The following is a 16,386-nucleotide window of genomic DNA, read 5'->3' as shown; positions in this document are numbered from 1 at the left end:
AAAGAATGTGTGAAGTGATTTGTATTGCAAATCAAAAGGGTGGAGTAGGCAAGACAACAACCGCTGTCAATCTTGCTGCTTCACTTGCAGTGGAAGAAAAAAAAGTACTTTTAGTGGATGTAGATCCGCAAGCAAATGCTACAACAAGTTTGGGATTCCATCGTAATAGCATTGAATTTAATATTTATCATGTTTTAATTGGAACAAAGAAGATTTCGCAAATCATTCAAAAAACTTCAATTCCCACTCTTTATTTAGCACCCTCAAATATTGGTTTAGTAGGAATTGAGAAAGAATTTTATAGTCAAAAACGCAATGGACGTGAATTGATTCTGAAAAAGAAAATTGAAGATGTAATGGATGTTTATGATTATGTTATCATAGATTCTCCACCAGCACTTGGACCATTGACAATCAATGCATTAAGTGCAGCGCATTCTGTCATTATTCCGATTCAGTGTGAGTTTTTTGCATTGGAGGGTTTGGCACAATTGCTGAATACAATCAAATTATTGAGAAAAGAGATTAATCCTACTTTGGAAATCAAAGGATTGTTGCCTACAATGTATAGTGCGCAAAATAATCTTTCTCGTCAAGTTTATGCGGATTTATTACAGCATTTTAATGGGCAACTCATTAAAGAAGATGATTCTAAGGACGCAATTGCGATTCCTAGAAATATCAAACTTGCGGAATCTCCAAGTTTTGGAAAGCCTGTGATTTTGTATGATGTGCGCTCACAGGGAAATATTGCATATCAAAGTTTAGCGCGAGCAATCTTAGAAAAGAGGGCTTAATGGCAAAAAAAAATGTAGGCTTAGGACGTGGATTAAGTGCTATATTAGGTGAAGTAGAGGAAGCTTATCAAAATGCTTCAAGTGATAATTCTGGATTGGTAGTAGAGATTGATATAGATAAAATTAAACCTAATCCATTGCAGCCACGTAAGGTTTTTGATGCTACTAGTTTGCAAGAGCTTGCTACTTCCATTGAGGAACATGGTTTATTGCAGCCTATTTTGGTTTATGAGGATAGCAAATCTCCAGATTATTATTTCTTGATTGCGGGCGAACGTAGATTGCGTGCAAGCAAATTAGCAAAAAAAGATAGTATTAAAGCTATTATTGTAGATGTGCAAGAAGAAAAGTTGCGCGAATTGGCTTTGATTGAAAATATCCAAAGAGAAGATTTGAATCCCATTGACCTTGCGCAATCTTATAGGGAATTAATTGAGGATTATGGTATTACACACGAAGAGGTTGCAAGACGACTTTCGAAATCTCGTGCGCAAATTACAAACACTTTGCGTCTTTTAGAATTAGGCGAAGAAGTGCAAAGTTTAATTTTGGAAAATAAAATTTCTCAAGGACATGCAAAAGTGCTTGTAACATTGCCAAAAGAACAGCAAACATTGATTGCAAATTCTATTATAGGACAAAAACTAAGTGTGCATGAGACAGAAAAGATTGCCAAAAAATTCAAAGAAGATGCAAAAAATATCAAAGATTTTAAAGAAGTAAAAGATTTAAGAGTAGTAAATAGTCTCAATCCCGATTCTATCTCTCAACTGAAGAAGATTTGTAAGACATTGCAGTCAAAATCTATTAGTGCGAATTTATTTAAAAATAAATTAATTGTAGAGTTTGGTAACGATGAGGAGGTAGAAAAGTTTAGCAAAATTTTACCGAATCATAGTTTTTAAGAAAAACTTAGAAAAAGTCGTGGTAAAATAAAATATATTTTAGATAAAAAGAAAGGAGTGCAAATGACTATTATCCCAACTCCTTGGGTAATGGCACTAGTTTTTGTTGTTTTTCTTGTTTTGGTATATTTACTTAATCGCATACTCTATAAGCCTTTACTTGGTTTTATGGATACACGTGATGCTTCTATCAAGAAAGATGGCGAAGGAATAGAGGGCAATACAGCAGATATTAAGGCTTTACAAAAAGAAGCAAATGAAATCTTGCAAAATGCTAGAGCTGAAGCAGCTTTGATTAAAAACAAAGCACAAGACAGCGCAAAGCAAACCGCTGAAATGAAAATTTCTCAAAAGAAAGATGAATTAGCTCAAAAATATAGTGCATTTGTTGTAGGTTTGGAAGAAGAAAAAGCTAGATTAAAGGCTTCTTTAGAATCCGAGATTCCACTTTTTAAAGAAAGCTTAAAAGTTAAGCTTGAGAAGTTATAAAAAGGAGCGGATAATGAGAACAAATGTTTATTGGTTGGCTTTATTGTTTGCACCTGGGATACTCTTTGCAGCAGAAGGGAGTGGAGAATATGATATAATTGAAAGAACAATCAATTTTGTTATTTTCTTTGCGCTAGTCTATTATTTTGCAGCAAATGCAATTAAAGATATTTTTAAAGCTCGTAGAGATAGTATCGCAAACTCTTTGGCTAAGATTCAAGAGAAATTACAGGATTCTAAAAAAGCAAAACAAAAGGCACTAAATCAGCTAGAGGAAGCAAAAAAAACCGCAAAAGATATTGTAGAATCCGCACATAAAGAATCTGCAATTATTGTGCAAAAAATTGAAGAAAACACAAAAAATGAGCTTGAGAATTTGGTGCGTCAATACAATGACCATATTGCGTTTGAGCAAAGAAAAGCTGAAAAGTTGATTGTAGATGAAATCTTATCTGAATTCTTAAACAAAGATTCTATTGCTTTAAGCAAAGATGTTTTAATGCAATCTTTACTCAAAAAGGCAGCGTAAATGAAAGATTTAATTGCAAAACGATATATTAAGGCATTAGCTAAAACTGCTTCCGAAGCCGAATTAAGAGAGATTGCAGAATCTCTAGGGAAACTTGCTGGGGCTTATAAGGTTGCAAAATTTAGAGAAATTGTAGAATCCCCATATGTTGAACAAAAGAAAAAAACTGAATTTGTTCTGGAAAATATTTTAGATAATGATTTCAATGCAAAATTTGCTAATTTTATTAAAATTTTAGCAGAACATAAGCGGTTAGATTTATTTGAGGAGCTTTATAGGGAATTAACTTCTTATTTAGCTACTCTAAATAAAGAATACATTGCACAACTTATTGTGAGTGAGAGCTACGATGAAGTAAAGTTGAAAGAGATTCAAGATAAATTTAGCAAAAAACTTGGTGTTAATCTTTTGTTGAAGCAGCAAATTGTAGCAAATGCTGGAATCAGATTAGTAGTGGAAGATTTAGGTGTTGAAGTTTCTTTTTCTCAAGAGAAATTTGCAAGTGATTTAAGAAATCATATTTTAAAAGCATTTTAATTTTAAATAAGGAGTAATAGTGGTAGCAAAGTTACAAGCAGATGAAATTAGTTCAATCATCAAAGAAAGAATTGATAATTTTGAACTTGATTTAAATATCGCCGAAACAGGTAAAGTGATTGCGTATGCTGATGGTGTTGCAAAGGTTTATGGGCTAAAAAATGCAATGAGCTATGAAATGGTTGAATTTGAAACAGGCGATAAAGGTTTGGCTTCAAGCTTGGAGGAAGGTAGTGTTGGTGTTGTCGTCTTAGGAGCTGGCAAAGAAATCAAAGAAGGTTCTTCCGTTAAACGTCTTGGTAAGCTTTTGCGTGTTCCTGTGGGTGATGGACTAATGGGACGCGTTGTTAATGCTCTTGGTGAGCCAATTGATGGTAAAGGTGCAATTGATACGAAAGAGTATCGTTTTATGGAAGAAAAAGCACCCGGAATTATGGCTAGAAAATCAGTGCATGAGCCACTCCAAACAGGTTTAAAAGCAATTGATGCACTCGTTCCAATTGGACGCGGACAAAGAGAGCTAATTATTGGTGATAGACAAACGGGCAAAACAACAGTTGCAATTGATACAATTATTAATCAAAAAGGGCAAGATGTTGTTTGTATTTATGTTGCAATTGGTCAGAAAGAATCTACAATTGCGCAAGTAGTCAGAAAATTGGAAGAACATGGTGCAATGGAATATACTATTATTGTTAATGCGCCTGCTTCCGATTCTGCTGCAATGCAATATCTAGCTCCTTATGCTGGTGTAACAATGGGTGAGTATTTTAGAGACAATGGAAGACACGCGTTAATTGTTTATGATGATTTAAGTAAGCATGCTGTTGCCTATCGTGAAATGTCTTTGATTCTTAGACGTCCTCCAGGTCGTGAAGCATTCCCCGGTGATGTATTTTACTTGCACTCAAGATTATTGGAACGTGCAGCAAAAGTGAGTGATGAACTTGGAGCTGGTTCGCTTACTGCATTGCCAATTATTGAAACACAAGCGGGAGATGTGGCGGCGTATATTCCAACAAATGTTATTTCTATTACAGATGGTCAAATTTTTCTAGAAACAGATTTGTTTAACTCTGGAATTCGTCCTGCAATCAATGTCGGTTTATCTGTTTCACGCGTAGGTGGTGCAGCACAGATTAAAGCAACAAAACAAGTTTCAGGAACTTTAAGACTTGATTTGGCTCAATATCGTGAATTGCAAGCATTTGCGCAGTTCGCTTCTGATTTAGATGAATCAAGTAGAAAGCAATTGGATAGAGGTCAAAGAATGGTTGAAGTATTGAAACAACCTCCTTATTCTCCGCTACCAATTGAACGTCAAGTAGTAATTATTTTTGCTGGTGCAAGAGGTTATATGGACGATATTGCAACAGCAAATATTACAAAATTTGAAGCTGATTTATATCCATTCTTAGAGGCTAAATATCCACAAATTTTTGAAGATATTCGCTCTAAAAAAATGTTAGATAAAGATATTGAAGAAACTCTTTGTAAAGCATTAGAAGAATTTAAATCTAGTTTTGCGGTGTAAAATAGGGAGTTTGTTATGGGAAACAACCTGAAAGATATTAGAAAACAGATTTCAAGCGTTTTAAATACTCAAAAAACTACGCGTGCAATGAAGCTTGTTTCTACTTCTAAGCTTAAAAAAGCCGATGAAATGGCGAGACGTTCTAAAATGTATGCAAATAAAATTGTAGAGGTCTTGTCAGAAATTAAAGTAAAAGTCGTGAGCGGTGAGAATGTGCAAGATAATCCTTATTTTAGTGCGGGCAATGAAGAATCTAAAATTGTAGATATTGTGCTAGTTACAGCCGATAAAGGTTTATGTGGTGGATTCAATATTAATACCATTAAAGAAGTGAATCGGATTATTGCAGAGCACAAGGTTAAAAATATGAAAGTGCGTTTGCGCGTAATTGGTAAAAAAGCAGTAGAGTATTATAAATTTAATGAAATTGAAGTGCTAGATAGTGTGGTGGGTTTGAGTGCTACACCGCAATATGCTCAAGCAGCAGAATTTATCAATAAGGCGGTAGCAGATTATCTTAACGGTATTACTTCCAAAGTGATTTTGGTTCATAATGGATTCAAGAATATGATTTCACAAGAAATGAAAGTTTCTCAACTTTTACCTATTGAGGGTATTGTTCTGACGGAAGAATGCTCTTCTATTTTGGAGGTAGAACCAAATGAACAGGAAAACGAGATTCTGCACGAATTGGCAAACAAATATGTAGAGTTTAGTATGTATTATGCACTTGTGGATTCCTTGGCAGCAGAACACAGTGCGCGCATGCAGGCAATGGATGCGGCAACAAATAATGCAGGAGAGATGGCTAGAACTCTTACAATTGCCTACAATAAAGCAAGACAACAAGCAATTACGACAGAGTTAGTTGAAATTAATACTGGCGTTGAGTCAATGAAATAAGGAGTATATTAAATGTCAGAAAATATGGTAGGAAAAATCATTCAAGTAATGGGTCCTGTTGTAGATGTAGATTTTGATTCTTATCTACCAGCAATCAATGAGGCGTTAGATATTGATTTCGCAGTAGATGGGCGGAATCACAAATTAGTTTTAGAAGTTGCAGCACATATTGGAGATAATAGAGTGCGTGCAATTGCTATGGATATGACAGAAGGACTTACAAGAGGTGAGAAAGTTGTTGCAAGAGGTAATCCTATTACTGTGCCAGTAGGTGAGCAGGTTTTAGGAAGAATTTTCAATGTAATTGGTGAAGTAGTAGATGGAGGAGAAGAACTAAAAAATCCTGAAAAATGGTCTATCCACAGAACAGCTCCAAGCTTTGAAGACCAAAGCACAAAAACAGAAATGTTTGAAACAGGCATCAAAGTGGTTGATTTGCTTGCTCCTTATTCTAAAGGTGGTAAAGTTGGACTTTTTGGTGGTGCAGGTGTTGGTAAAACCGTCGTTATTATGGAGTTGATTCACAATGTTGCTTTTAAACATAGTGGTTATTCTGTATTTGCAGGTGTTGGTGAAAGAACACGCGAAGGAAATGATCTTTATCACGAAATGAAAGAATCGGGAGTTTTGGATAAAGTTGCCTTGTGCTATGGTCAGATGAATGAACCACCAGGTGCAAGAAATAGAATCGCATTTACAGGTTTAACAATGGCAGAATATTTCCGTGATGAAAAAGGATTAGACGTTCTCATGTTTATTGATAATATTTTCCGTTATGCGCAAAGTGGTTCAGAAATGTCAGCACTTCTTGGTAGAATCCCTTCTGCTGTTGGTTATCAACCCACATTGGCAAGCGAAATGGGTAAATTGCAAGAACGTATTACTTCCACCAAAAAAGGTTCTATTACTTCTGTTCAAGCAGTTTATGTGCCAGCAGATGACTTGACTGACCCAGCACCAGCTTCTGTATTTGCTCACCTTGATGCAACAACGGTGTTAAATAGAAAGATTGCTGAAAAAGGAATTTATCCTGCGGTAGATCCGTTAGATTCTACTTCTAGGATTCTTGACCCTCAAGTAGTTGGTGAAGAGCATTATAAAGTTGCAACAAGTGTGCAACAAGTGCTTCAAAAATATAAAGATTTGCAAGATATTATTGCTATTTTGGGTATGGATGAGCTTTCAGAAGAGGATAAAAAAGTCGTTGAAAGAGCAAGAAAGATTGAAAAATTCCTATCTCAACCATTCTTTGTTGCGGAAGTATTTACAGGAAGTCCGGGTAAATATGTTACTCTTCAAGAAACATTGGAAGGCTTTAAAGGTATCTTAGAGGGCAAATATGATCATATTCCAGAAAATGCTTTTTATATGGTTGGCAACATTAATGAGGTCCTTGAAAAAGCGGAGAAAATGAAAGCTAATGCCTAAGGAGCTTTGATGGAAACCTTAAAATTAGATATTGTAACTCCAGAGGGCAAGATTTTTTCCAATGATGTCAAAAGCGTTACACTCCCCGGTAGTGAGGGAGAGTTTGGCGTTTTACCCGGACACGTTGGAGTTGTAACTACACTTAGTGCGGGTGTAATTGAAATTGAAAAGAAAGACAATAAAAAAGAAATTGTTGCGATTAATTGGGGTTATGCAAAGGTAGATGAAAAAAGTGTTGATGTCTTAGTTGAAGGGGCGGTAGATATTAACGGAAACAGTGAAGGTGAAATTGCGCAAGCAATTGCAAATGCGAAAAAACTCTTGGAAGAATCAACAGACAATAATGTTGCAGTTTCAATGGTAGTTTCTCGCATTGAAAATACTGCAAAGAGTTCTCTGTGAATCTAACCACTTTGCTAAGTGACTATGGTGTTACAGCCATAGTTGTTTTGGTTTGGCTCTCTTTATATTTTATCTTAGTGGTTTGGACTTTTGTTTATCGTTATCTTGTGCTAAATATAGCATTAAATAATGAAAAAAAATGTCTTGAAGTTTTATTGAGTGGGCGCAATGCCTTACCAAAAAATTCGCTTTTGGGTTCTAATCTCATCGGTATTGATAAAAAACTAACAGAACCAATGTTGCAATATTCGCTTGACAAAGCCATTAAAGACGCAACGATTGGTTTAACCTTTCTTGGAATCGTAGCTTCTACTGCGCCTTTTATTGGATTATTTGGCACAGTGGTTGAAATTTTAGAAGCTTTTTCTAAGCTAGGAACAAACTCCAAAGCGACTTTAGATGTGATAGCCCCAGTAATTTCTAAAGCACTTGTTGCAACTGCTGCTGGGATTCTGACTGCAGTTCCAGCTTATTCTTTTAATTTATTTTTAAAACGCAAAGTCTTTGAATTGAACACTTATTTGCAATTACAGATTAATGTATTAATCTCTCCAAAAACAAATTTATAAACTTATAGGGCAAGAAGTGAAAACACATTATAATTGGGACGAGACGCCAGATTTAAATATTACACCATTGGTAGATATTATGCTTGTGCTCTTGGCTATTCTTATGGTAACCGCTCCTGTGATTGTTTATCAAGAAGAGATTGCTTTGCCGCAGGGCTCAAAAAGTGCAAAGATGCAAGAAGATTCCAAAATTGAAATTCGTATGGATTTGAAACGTAATATTTATCTTAAAGATGATATTTTGACTTTTGATAGTTTTCCAGATGCATTTATTATGTTTGCAAATGCCTATGATAAGAATACACAAGTTTATATTAGAGCGGATAAGAATCTTAAATATGATGATGTTATCTATGTATTAAAAATTGCAAAACAAACAGGCTTTACAAGGGTTTCACTCGTTACTGATGGCTAGAATCATTTTATTTTTTGGAAGCGGTGGAATCGCTATTTTCAGCTATGCGTTGATAATTGTATTCTTGATATGGCAGTTTAGCGTAGTGCAAAAATCGCCTAAAGCTTATGCTGCTTACAAAGAAACAACTTTTAGCATTGATTTAATTGAAGAGACAAAGCCAAAGCCTACTATCAAAGTTGCTCAAAAAAAAGTTGAAAAAAAAGTTGAAAATATTCCAATCAAAAAAGAAAGTGCCTCTAGGAGTGCAAATGTTGGTGTAGGGATTAATGAACTTTTTAAACAAGTGGATTCCAAAATGCCTGTTAAAAAGGAATCATTGAAACCTCAAAGTCAAAATGACAAAGTTGCAAAAAAGAAAAAGGCAAATGAAACTTCTCAAAGTGAAGAATTAAGTAATGAGCTAGAAAAGATTATGTCCAACCTAGATACTCAAAAAACTTTAAGTTTTGTTACTCCTAAGGGTGAATATGATGCGTTTTATGCTAAAGTTCAGGAAATTTTGGCACAGAATTGGAATCCCATTCGCACTTTGCAAGAGCATAAGGCAGAAGTGCAAATCACCATTAATTCGCTAGGGCAATTTTCTTATTCTATTATTCAATTATCTGGGAATTTAGATTTTGATAAAGCATTGCAAGAGTTTTTGGATATAATGCGCACGCAAGAATTTCCACGCTTTGAAGGTGGAGCTCAAACCAAAATAATGGTAACTTTTAAAACCGAGGTGTAAGATGAAAAAAATCTATCTTTTATTGTTTTGTATCAGTTTTGCGTTTGCAGAACCGATTGATGCAACACTAGAAGTTGTAAAGAAGTTTGGGAATCTCCCTAATATTTTAGTTCAAAATACAGGCAAGGATTATTCGCAAAGGGAATATAGTCAAAGAATCTTTAAAATGTTGATTGCGGATTTAAAGGTTACGGGACATTTTGCCACACAGGAATCCCCAGAAGTTGTTTCTAGTGCAATGGTGCTTAATTTTGACGAATATCGTAAAAGCAAAATTGACCTCATTGCGCGCGTAAATGCAGAAATAACTAAAGAAAATTTGGAGGCAAGATTACAACTTTATGACGCAAATACAGGTTTGTTGGCTCTAAGTAAAGAATACAGAAGTGCAAATGCAGAATCTTATCCTTTTTTGGCGCATAAAATGGCGATTGATATTAATGACTATATTAAAGCTCCAAAAGTAGATTGGATGGAAAGAATGGTGATTTTGTCGCATTATACTAAGCCCGGAGAAAGTGAGATTCTAACTAGTGATTACACGCTTACCTACAAGAAACAATTAATTAGCGGAGGATTAAATATTTTTCCTAAATGGGCAAATGAATCACAAACTGCTTTTTATTACACAAAATACCTAGATAAGCCTACACTTTTTAAATTTGATTTAACTAATGGACAAAATCATAAAATTTTAGAAAGCAATGGTATGTTGGTTGCTTCAGATGTTAGTAGCGATTCTACTAAATTGCTTCTCACAATGGCTCCAGACGAACAAGCGGATATTTTTCTTTATGATGTGCCAAGCAAACAAATTACCAAGCTTACGAAATACAGCGGTATTGATGTGAGTGGAAATTTCATAGAAGATGAAAAACGGGTGATGTTTATTTCTGACAGATTGGGTTACCCCAATGTTTTTGCGATTCCACTTAGCGGAGAGGTGAGCGGAGCAGTAGAGCAAATGGTTTATCATGGACGCAATAATAATGCAGCAAGTGCGTATGGTAATTACATTGTTTATTCTAGTCGCGAAACAAGTGATGAGTTTAACCGCAATACTTTTAATCTCTATTTAGTTTCTACAAAAAGCGATTTTATTCGTCGTTTAAGCGCAAATGGAGTGAATCAGTTGCCACGTTTTTCTAAAGATGGCGAAACAATTATGTATATCAAACACGAAGGAAATCAAAGCGCATTGGGCATTATCCGTTTAAATTACAATAAGACTTTACTTTTCCCACTAAGTGGCAGCACGATTCAATCTATGGATTGGTAAAGAAAAGTTTTATATTAAATTACATTTTTTTTGGTATAATTTTGCGTTTTTAATTAAAATCAGGGAGCAGAAATGAAAAAATTTCTAGTTTTAGGCTCATTAGCAGCCGCATTATTGGTAACGGGTTGTAGCAACAAAAGCAATGTAGAATCTGACGCGAATGTTCAGAATGGCAGATATTATGGAAGTGATGGAAGTGGCTATGATTACAATAGAGACAATTTTGTAAATCTTGAAGAGAGAATTAACTATGTAGAAGATGGCTTGAGAAATGTGTTTTTCAATTTTGATCAATTCACAATACGTCCAGATATGCAAGCAGTGGTAGAAAGAGATGCTAAAATATTAACTTCTATTTCAGCAGGAACATTGAGTGTTAGAGTTGAAGGAAATACAGACGAATGGGGAACTGATGAATACAATTATGCGTTAGGACTTAAAAGAGCAGTTGCTGTGAAAAATGCACTAGTTTCTCAAGGAGTTGAAGCAAGCAAAACTACACTTGTAAGTTATGGCGAAAGTAAGCCGACTTGCACCGCTAAAACAAGAGAGTGCTGGGCTGAAAATAGAAAAGTAACTTTTAAAATGTTGCCATAGGGTCTTATGTTGCAAAAATTAATTGCCTCAAGCTTATTTCTTGCAAGTTTGTTGCTCGGGCAAGAACCATCAGCTTTTAATGCTGGTGGTAGCACATCGCCAAAGAGCGAATCTCAAATCATTAATGAAAAACTTTTTAATCTTTCTAATAGAGTTCAGGTGGTAGAAGAATCTCAAGAGGGCTTAAAAAGTATTTTTGAAGGGCAAATACAAAGAATACAGAATCTTACTGGCAAAATTGCTTTAGTTCAAGGTGAAAGCAATGCCACATCTATGGATATTAAAAAGCACGTGGATTCTAATTTTGCATTGCAAAATGAAAATATTGATAAATTAAAAAATAGTATTTCTGCATTGGGTGCTTTGATTCAAAAGACAAATACGCAAATGCAAAACGAAATTGACGCGTTAAAAGGACAAATTGCTGCTTTAGAAAAAAATAATTCAGTCAAGGAATCCCAAGTCAGTCGTTCTACACCCAAAGAGGCATTAAAGGAAGCTTCAGAAGATTCCAAAGAAGTGGCTACAACGAATGCAAAAATCAATGCAGTGATTGCAAATTTGGAAAGTAATAGCACGCAAGTAAAGCCTTTGGAAACAGAAAATATTCAAGAAAATAATGCAACCAAAGCACAAAATTCTGAAATAAGTGTTAAGGAGCAAAAGCCCAAATCCGAACAAATTCAAAAGGACACAAAAGAAACTAAACCTCAAGAAAATAAAGAATCTAAAACAGATTTAAAAAATAAAAAATTGTCGGAAGTTTTCAAAGAGGGTGAAGAGTTTGTCAAAAGCAAAGATTATGAATCAGCCGAGGAATATTTGCAATTTGCTATTAAAGGCAATTACAAACCCGCGCGTGGAAATTATCTGCTGGGGGAAGTTGCCTTTGCACAAAAGCGGTATGAGGACGCAATTTATTACTATAAAACAAGTGCTACGCGCTATGATAAAGCAGATTATATGCCTCGTTTAATGTTGAATAGCGCAAAATCATTTAATGCAATCAAGGAAAAAGAAAATGCGAAACGTTTTTTAGAGACACTCATTTCTCTTTATCCAAATTCTAGTGAAGCCAAAGAAGCTAAAAAACTTCTAAAATAATCCAATTTATCTAAAAATCAGGAGAAAAAATGATAGAAAATAATCAGGTTGTTAGTATTGAATATGAAGTAAAAGAAAATGGGACAGATAGTGTTTTAGATTCCAATATTGGTGGTAAGCCATTGGAATTTATTATGGGTGCAGGAGAAATTATCAAGGGATTAGAGGAAGCAATTGCTCAAATGTCTGTTGGCGACAAACAAGAAGTGATTGTTGCTCCAGCCAATGCTTATGGCGAGTATTTTTCTAATTATGTCCAAGAAGTTCCAAGAGACCAATTTGTTGGGATTGATTTGCAACAAGGAATGACTTTATTTGGTCAAGGTGAAAATGGTGAAACAGCTCAAGTGATTGTAAAAGATTTCAACGATGAAATGGTAATTATAGATTATAATCACCCCTTAGCAGGCAAGGAGTTGCATTTTGTTGTTACGATTTTGGATTCTCGTGAAGCAACGGAAAAAGAATTAACTTGTGGCTTGCATCATCAAGAGCATCATCATAGCGAAGGTGGATGTTGCGGTAGTTGTGGTTGCCATTAGATTCGCAATTGCATAAGTTATTATGAATCTTTCTTTTGCTTCTACGCATTCTCCAATTGGATTTTATTTTAAGCAAAGCCCTCGTGATTTTGTCGTAGAAGAAATCCCTCTCTATTCCTTTGGTGGAGAGGGTGCGCATTTGATTTTGAAAATACGCAAAAAATCCCTAACGACTTTTGAAATGTTAAAGATTCTTTCTGCGCATTTAGGCATTAAAGAAAGTGAAATAGGCTATGCAGGACTAAAAGATAAAAATGCTTTGAGCATTCAATATATTAGCTTACCTAGACATTTGGCAGCACCTAAAATAGAATCTTTCAGCCATTCAAACATTAAAATTTTAAGTGCAACTTATCACAACAACAAAATAAAACTTGGACATTTAAAAGGGAATCAATTTTTCATTCGCCTCAAAAAACTTAATTCTTTTAATGCGCAAAAAATCCTAGAAGTATGCAGTAGAGTGGCGCAGGTTGGAATCCCAAACTACTTCAGTTATCAACGTTTTGGAAAAGAGAGTGATAATTATCGGCTAGGTTTGGAAATAATAGAGGGAAAGCGCAAGATTCGCAATAAAAAAATACAAAACTTTCTTATTAGTGCTTACCAAAGTTATCTTTTTAATCAATGGCTTTCTTTGCGTATTGATATTTCTCATCTGATTGCGACTACCGCTCCAAATTTACTATCTAAGGCATTGAAGTTTTATCTTTCTTGCGATGAGATTCCATTGGAGTTTCACGATATTGCTTATTGTAAAATGCTTCAAAAACAGCCCCATTTTTTTAAAATATTTTATGGCGATTTTTTGTGCCATTATCCTTTTGGGAAAAATTTTATTTTAGATGAAACAAGTGATTTAATTGCAGAATCGGGACGTTTTATGCGTAAGGAAACTGCAATTACAGGACTTTTAAGTGGCAAAAAAGCAAAAGTAAGTGAAAAGGAAGCGGGATTTTTGGAATCTAAATTTTTGGATTCTAGAATTAAAAGTGTAGGTCAGAGACGTTATGCGTGGATTTTCCCGGAAAATTTAAGCTTTTATTATAAAGAACAAGAAGCACAAGGGGAGATGAATTTTTTCTTGCCCAAAGGAGCGTATGCTACGAATTTATTACGAGAAATCGCACATCGTGAGATTATAGAAGAGACAAAAGAGGAGTTGGAATCTTGCGAAAATGAAATTTTATTTGGCGATTGAAAAATTATTACAAGGAATCAAATGTTTGATAAAATCATCAAAGAAAATCAATTTAAAACAAAATGTGTGATTGCTCTTTATTTACTGATTTTTGTTTTTATTGGCTTACTCGTGGATATTGTGCGTATGAACGCGTCAAATTTCAGTGAAGGAATTTATAGGCTTTTAACTTTCAGGGAATTTCCCATAGTTACTTGCGTTTTGTTAGTCATTGCTGCTTTGGTTGTTTTGTTTGTAATTCGTAATTTTAAACGTATTTTGCTTAGTGGAAACGAATACAAAGAGATTCTGTATGGCAAGGAATCGAACGCACAAGAGCGAGAAATGAGCAGAATCTTAGATGAGCTAGTAGAGGTGGCAAATCTTTCGTTTCGCCCTAAATTATTTCTTATGGAAGCACCTTTTATGAACGCGTTTGCAAGTGGTTGGAATGCAGATAATTCTCTCATTGCGGTAACAACGACTCTAGTAAGGAATCTTACGCGCGAGGAGTTAAAAGCAGTGATGGCACACGAGTTAAGCCATATTCGGCACGGAGACATTCGCTTAACTTTAATGGTTGGCGTTTTAAGTAATATTATGCTACTTGTCGTGAATTATGCAGTGTATTTATTTTTGGGAAATTCTAGGGAAAAAGGCGCGAATCTTGCAAGAGCAATTCTGCTAATTTTGCAATTTGTTTTACCCTTGCTTACGCTTGTTTTGCAGATGTTTTTAAGTCGTTCTAGGGAATATATGGCGGATTCTGGAGCGGCGTATTTAATGGGTGATAATAAGCCTATGATTAAAGCATTGCAGAAAATTAGTGGAAATTATGCACAATCAGATTTTTCACAAAGTGATACAAATCCTACGCGTTCTGCGCTTTATATTTTTAGCGCAAACGAGCTTTTTAGCACACACCCAAGCATTGAGAATCGCATTCAAGCATTATTAAGACAATAAGGAATCCTATGCAACAAGATTTACAGGAAATAATCCGCTGTATTTTTGATTATATCGGCGAGGATAGGAATCGCGAGGGACTATTAGAGACACCAAAGCGCGTGGTGAAAAGCTGGGAACATTTATATAGTGGATATAAAAGCGACCCAAAGGAGATTCTAGGTAGAGTATTCACAGAGGGGGCTTGTGATGAAATGGTGGTGCTTAAAAATATAGAATTTTATTCTGTGTGTGAGCACCATTTATTGCCCTTTTTTGGCAAAATTTCTATTGGTTATATCCCAGATTCCAAAGTTGTTGGAATCTCAAAGTTAGCGCGTTTGGTGGAGGTGTATTCTAGGCGGTTGCAGATTCAAGAGAAAATGACTTCACAAATTGCAGATACCTTAATGGAAGTCTTGCAGCCCAAAGGTGTAATGGTGGTTGCAGAGGCAAAACATATGTGTATGGTAATGCGCGGTGTGGAAAAGCAGAATAGCATAATGCTGACAAGTGCGATTCGAGGATTATTTAAAAGCGACCATAGAACGCGTGAAGAGTTTATGGGACATATTAAAAAAGGATAAAAATGCAGCAAGAACATATCATCACTTTAAACCTAAAGACAGAGGGTATCTGCTATCAAATGTATGTGCCTTTTTATAAAACAGATTTCATTCAAGGATATGTGAGCAGACAAAAAGAACCTTATGAATATGAAATGCTCCAGGCAATGCTTTTAAGAATTCCTAAAGATTCTTTTGTGCTAGATATTGGAATGAATATCGGTAACCATTCTTTGTTCCTTGCGGCAAATGGCTTGAGAGTGATTGCTTTTGAAGCAAATCCGAAAATGTCTAAAATAGCTAAAGAAAGTATTGCATTGAATGAATTTGAAAACAAAATTCAAGTCAATGAGTTTGGATTGTCTGATTGCGAGGGGATAATGCACTTTGCTAAAGAAATTCCAAGTAATTTTGGCGGAATGTCCCTAAGTAGTGGCGCAGGGGAAAGTGGGGCTGGGATTGTCGTTAAGACTTTGGATAGCCTAAAAGTGCAAGAGAAAATTTCTTGTATTAAGATTGATGTAGAAGGAATGGAATCACGTGTGCTTCAAGGCGCAAGAGAGTTGATTATGAGAAATCGTCCAATGATTTATGCGGAAGCGAATTATTCACAGGATTTTGTTAAACTAGAACGCGTATTAGAATCGCTAGAATACGTGCATTGGGATACTTTTGGGGGTTCTCCTACGCATTTGTTTTTGCCTTTAGAGCAAATAGAAACCAAACGACTTTTAGCTAAAACATCTGCAAAGATTGTTAATTTGCAGTTATTTAATACAAACTATAAGCAATCAAGTTATATGCAGACTTCTATTTGGCATTTAAGAAAAGATATGGGCAACCTTGCTTCCAAAATGGAAATAGAAAATATAAATAAACATCGTATTGCCCGCTTAGAATCTCTCCTCTTTGGCACAGCAAAAGACAGAATC

20 protein-coding genes are annotated in these 16,386 nt (G+C 35.2%); all 20 read left to right on the top strand.

The annotated features are described in order from the left end of the window. The first annotated feature begins 5 nt into the window (after window positions 1-5). A complete protein-coding gene (locus Q1553_RS03815) occupies window positions 6-797 on the top strand; it encodes an AAA family ATPase (protein ID WP_115550655.1) in 792 nt (263 codons plus the stop codon). Beyond that, complete coding sequence (locus Q1553_RS03810; RefSeq protein ID WP_297570289.1) at window positions 797-1,702, top strand: ParB/RepB/Spo0J family partition protein; 906 nt, start codon at window positions 797-799, stop codon at window positions 1,700-1,702. The genes Q1553_RS03815 and Q1553_RS03810 overlap by 1 nt, the downstream gene beginning before the upstream one ends. A 63-nt stretch (window positions 1,703-1,765) precedes the next feature. Next, complete coding sequence (locus Q1553_RS03805) at window positions 1,766-2,191, top strand: F0F1 ATP synthase subunit B' (protein WP_115550657.1); 426 nt, start codon at window positions 1,766-1,768, stop codon at window positions 2,189-2,191. A 13-nt stretch (window positions 2,192-2,204) separates the two neighbouring features. Then, a complete protein-coding gene (locus tag Q1553_RS03800; RefSeq protein ID WP_297579207.1) occupies window positions 2,205-2,720 on the top strand; it encodes a F0F1 ATP synthase subunit B in 516 nt (171 codons plus the stop codon). Further along, window positions 2,721-3,257, top strand: coding sequence for a F0F1 ATP synthase subunit delta (locus tag Q1553_RS03795; RefSeq protein ID WP_297579210.1), 537 nt, complete (start codon window positions 2,721-2,723; stop codon window positions 3,255-3,257). Between the two features lie 19 nt (window positions 3,258-3,276). Beyond that, on the top strand, window positions 3,277-4,791 hold the full coding sequence (gene atpA, locus Q1553_RS03790) for a F0F1 ATP synthase subunit alpha (protein ID WP_297570286.1): 1,515 nt from the start codon (window positions 3,277-3,279) through the stop codon (window positions 4,789-4,791). A 15-nt stretch (window positions 4,792-4,806) separates the two neighbouring features. Next, entirely contained in the window at window positions 4,807-5,694 is an 888-nt protein-coding gene (gene atpG, locus Q1553_RS03785) for an ATP synthase F1 subunit gamma (RefSeq protein ID WP_115550661.1), read from the top strand. Between the two features lie 24 nt (window positions 5,695-5,718). Next, window positions 5,719-7,122, top strand: coding sequence for a F0F1 ATP synthase subunit beta (atpD, locus tag Q1553_RS03780; protein ID WP_115550923.1), 1,404 nt, complete (start codon window positions 5,719-5,721; stop codon window positions 7,120-7,122). Between the two features lie 9 nt (window positions 7,123-7,131). Then, complete coding sequence (gene atpC / locus Q1553_RS03775; protein WP_115550662.1) at window positions 7,132-7,524, top strand: ATP synthase F1 subunit epsilon; 393 nt, start codon at window positions 7,132-7,134, stop codon at window positions 7,522-7,524. Next, window positions 7,521-8,093 carry a MotA/TolQ/ExbB proton channel family protein gene (locus Q1553_RS03770; RefSeq protein ID WP_115550663.1) on the top strand — a complete coding sequence of 191 codons (573 nt, stop codon included), beginning with the start codon at window positions 7,521-7,523 and terminating at the stop codon, window positions 8,091-8,093. Before atpC ends, Q1553_RS03770 begins: the two co-directional genes overlap by 4 nt. A gap of 16 nt (window positions 8,094-8,109) precedes the next feature. Next, window positions 8,110-8,508, top strand: coding sequence for a biopolymer transporter ExbD (locus tag Q1553_RS03765; protein ID WP_115550664.1), 399 nt, complete (start codon window positions 8,110-8,112; stop codon window positions 8,506-8,508). Beyond that, window positions 8,501-9,241 (top strand): energy transducer TonB, encoded by a 741-nt coding sequence (locus tag Q1553_RS03760; RefSeq protein ID WP_115550665.1) that lies wholly within the window; start codon window positions 8,501-8,503, stop codon window positions 9,239-9,241. The genes Q1553_RS03765 and Q1553_RS03760 overlap by 8 nt, the downstream gene beginning before the upstream one ends. Window position 9,242: 1 nt before the next feature. After that, entirely contained in the window at window positions 9,243-10,520 is a 1,278-nt protein-coding gene (tolB, locus tag Q1553_RS03755; RefSeq protein WP_115550666.1) for a Tol-Pal system protein TolB, read from the top strand. A 72-nt stretch (window positions 10,521-10,592) separates the two neighbouring features. Continuing rightward, complete coding sequence (locus Q1553_RS03750; protein ID WP_115550667.1) at window positions 10,593-11,117, top strand: OmpA family protein; 525 nt, start codon at window positions 10,593-10,595, stop codon at window positions 11,115-11,117. Window positions 11,118-11,123: 6 nt separating this feature from the next. Then, complete coding sequence (locus Q1553_RS03745; RefSeq protein ID WP_115550668.1) at window positions 11,124-12,221, top strand: tetratricopeptide repeat protein; 1,098 nt, start codon at window positions 11,124-11,126, stop codon at window positions 12,219-12,221. Between the two features lie 29 nt (window positions 12,222-12,250). Next, entirely contained in the window at window positions 12,251-12,763 is a 513-nt protein-coding gene (locus tag Q1553_RS03740) for a peptidylprolyl isomerase (protein ID WP_297570278.1), read from the top strand. A 22-nt stretch (window positions 12,764-12,785) separates the two neighbouring features. Then, window positions 12,786-13,964 carry a tRNA pseudouridine(13) synthase TruD gene (truD, locus tag Q1553_RS03735; RefSeq protein ID WP_300692015.1) on the top strand — a complete coding sequence of 393 codons (1,179 nt, stop codon included), beginning with the start codon at window positions 12,786-12,788 and terminating at the stop codon, window positions 13,962-13,964. Between the two features lie 21 nt (window positions 13,965-13,985). After that, a complete protein-coding gene (htpX, locus tag Q1553_RS03730; protein WP_297601011.1) occupies window positions 13,986-14,909 on the top strand; it encodes a zinc metalloprotease HtpX in 924 nt (307 codons plus the stop codon). A gap of 8 nt (window positions 14,910-14,917) precedes the next feature. After that, entirely contained in the window at window positions 14,918-15,475 is a 558-nt protein-coding gene (folE, locus tag Q1553_RS03725; RefSeq protein ID WP_300692017.1) for a GTP cyclohydrolase I FolE, read from the top strand. Between the two features lie 2 nt (window positions 15,476-15,477). Further along, a partial coding sequence (locus tag Q1553_RS03720; protein WP_300842765.1) for an FkbM family methyltransferase occupies window positions 15,478-16,386 on the top strand: 909 nt, incomplete at its 3' end.

It is taken from the genome of Helicobacter sp. UBA3407, assembly GCF_949747025.1.
Lineage (GTDB): Bacteria > Campylobacterota > Campylobacteria > Campylobacterales > Helicobacteraceae > Helicobacter_D > Helicobacter_D ganmani.
The sequence above is the reverse complement of the archived record's forward strand: the minus strand, read 5'-3'. Positions and strand labels throughout refer to the sequence as shown.

Excerpts from the sequence above, each read along its gene's own strand:
- Q1553_RS03815 (WP_115550655.1), top strand. The coding sequence starts at position 6 with ATGTGTGAAGTGATTTGTATTGCAAATCAAAAGGGTGGAGTAGGCAAG.
- Q1553_RS03810 (WP_297570289.1), top strand. The coding sequence starts at position 797 with ATGGCAAAAAAAAATGTAGGCTTAGGACGTGGATTAAGTGCTATATTA.
- Q1553_RS03805 (WP_115550657.1), top strand. The coding sequence starts at position 1,766 with ATGACTATTATCCCAACTCCTTGGGTAATGGCACTAGTTTTTGTTGTT.
- Q1553_RS03800 (WP_297579207.1), top strand. The coding sequence starts at position 2,205 with ATGAGAACAAATGTTTATTGGTTGGCTTTATTGTTTGCACCTGGGATA.
- Q1553_RS03795 (WP_297579210.1), top strand. The coding sequence starts at position 2,721 with ATGAAAGATTTAATTGCAAAACGATATATTAAGGCATTAGCTAAAACT.
- atpG (WP_115550661.1), top strand. The coding sequence starts at position 4,807 with ATGGGAAACAACCTGAAAGATATTAGAAAACAGATTTCAAGCGTTTTA.
- atpD (WP_115550923.1), top strand. The coding sequence starts at position 5,719 with ATGGTAGGAAAAATCATTCAAGTAATGGGTCCTGTTGTAGATGTAGAT.
- atpC (WP_115550662.1), top strand. The coding sequence starts at position 7,132 with ATGGAAACCTTAAAATTAGATATTGTAACTCCAGAGGGCAAGATTTTT.
- Q1553_RS03760 (WP_115550665.1), top strand. The coding sequence starts at position 8,501 with ATGGCTAGAATCATTTTATTTTTTGGAAGCGGTGGAATCGCTATTTTC.
- tolB (WP_115550666.1), top strand. The coding sequence starts at position 9,243 with ATGAAAAAAATCTATCTTTTATTGTTTTGTATCAGTTTTGCGTTTGCA.
- Q1553_RS03750 (WP_115550667.1), top strand. The coding sequence starts at position 10,593 with ATGAAAAAATTTCTAGTTTTAGGCTCATTAGCAGCCGCATTATTGGTA.
- Q1553_RS03745 (WP_115550668.1), top strand. The coding sequence starts at position 11,124 with ATGTTGCAAAAATTAATTGCCTCAAGCTTATTTCTTGCAAGTTTGTTG.
- Q1553_RS03740 (WP_297570278.1), top strand. The coding sequence starts at position 12,251 with ATGATAGAAAATAATCAGGTTGTTAGTATTGAATATGAAGTAAAAGAA.
- truD (WP_300692015.1), top strand. The coding sequence starts at position 12,786 with ATGAATCTTTCTTTTGCTTCTACGCATTCTCCAATTGGATTTTATTTT.
- htpX (WP_297601011.1), top strand. The coding sequence starts at position 13,986 with ATGTTTGATAAAATCATCAAAGAAAATCAATTTAAAACAAAATGTGTG.
- folE (WP_300692017.1), top strand. The coding sequence starts at position 14,918 with ATGCAACAAGATTTACAGGAAATAATCCGCTGTATTTTTGATTATATC.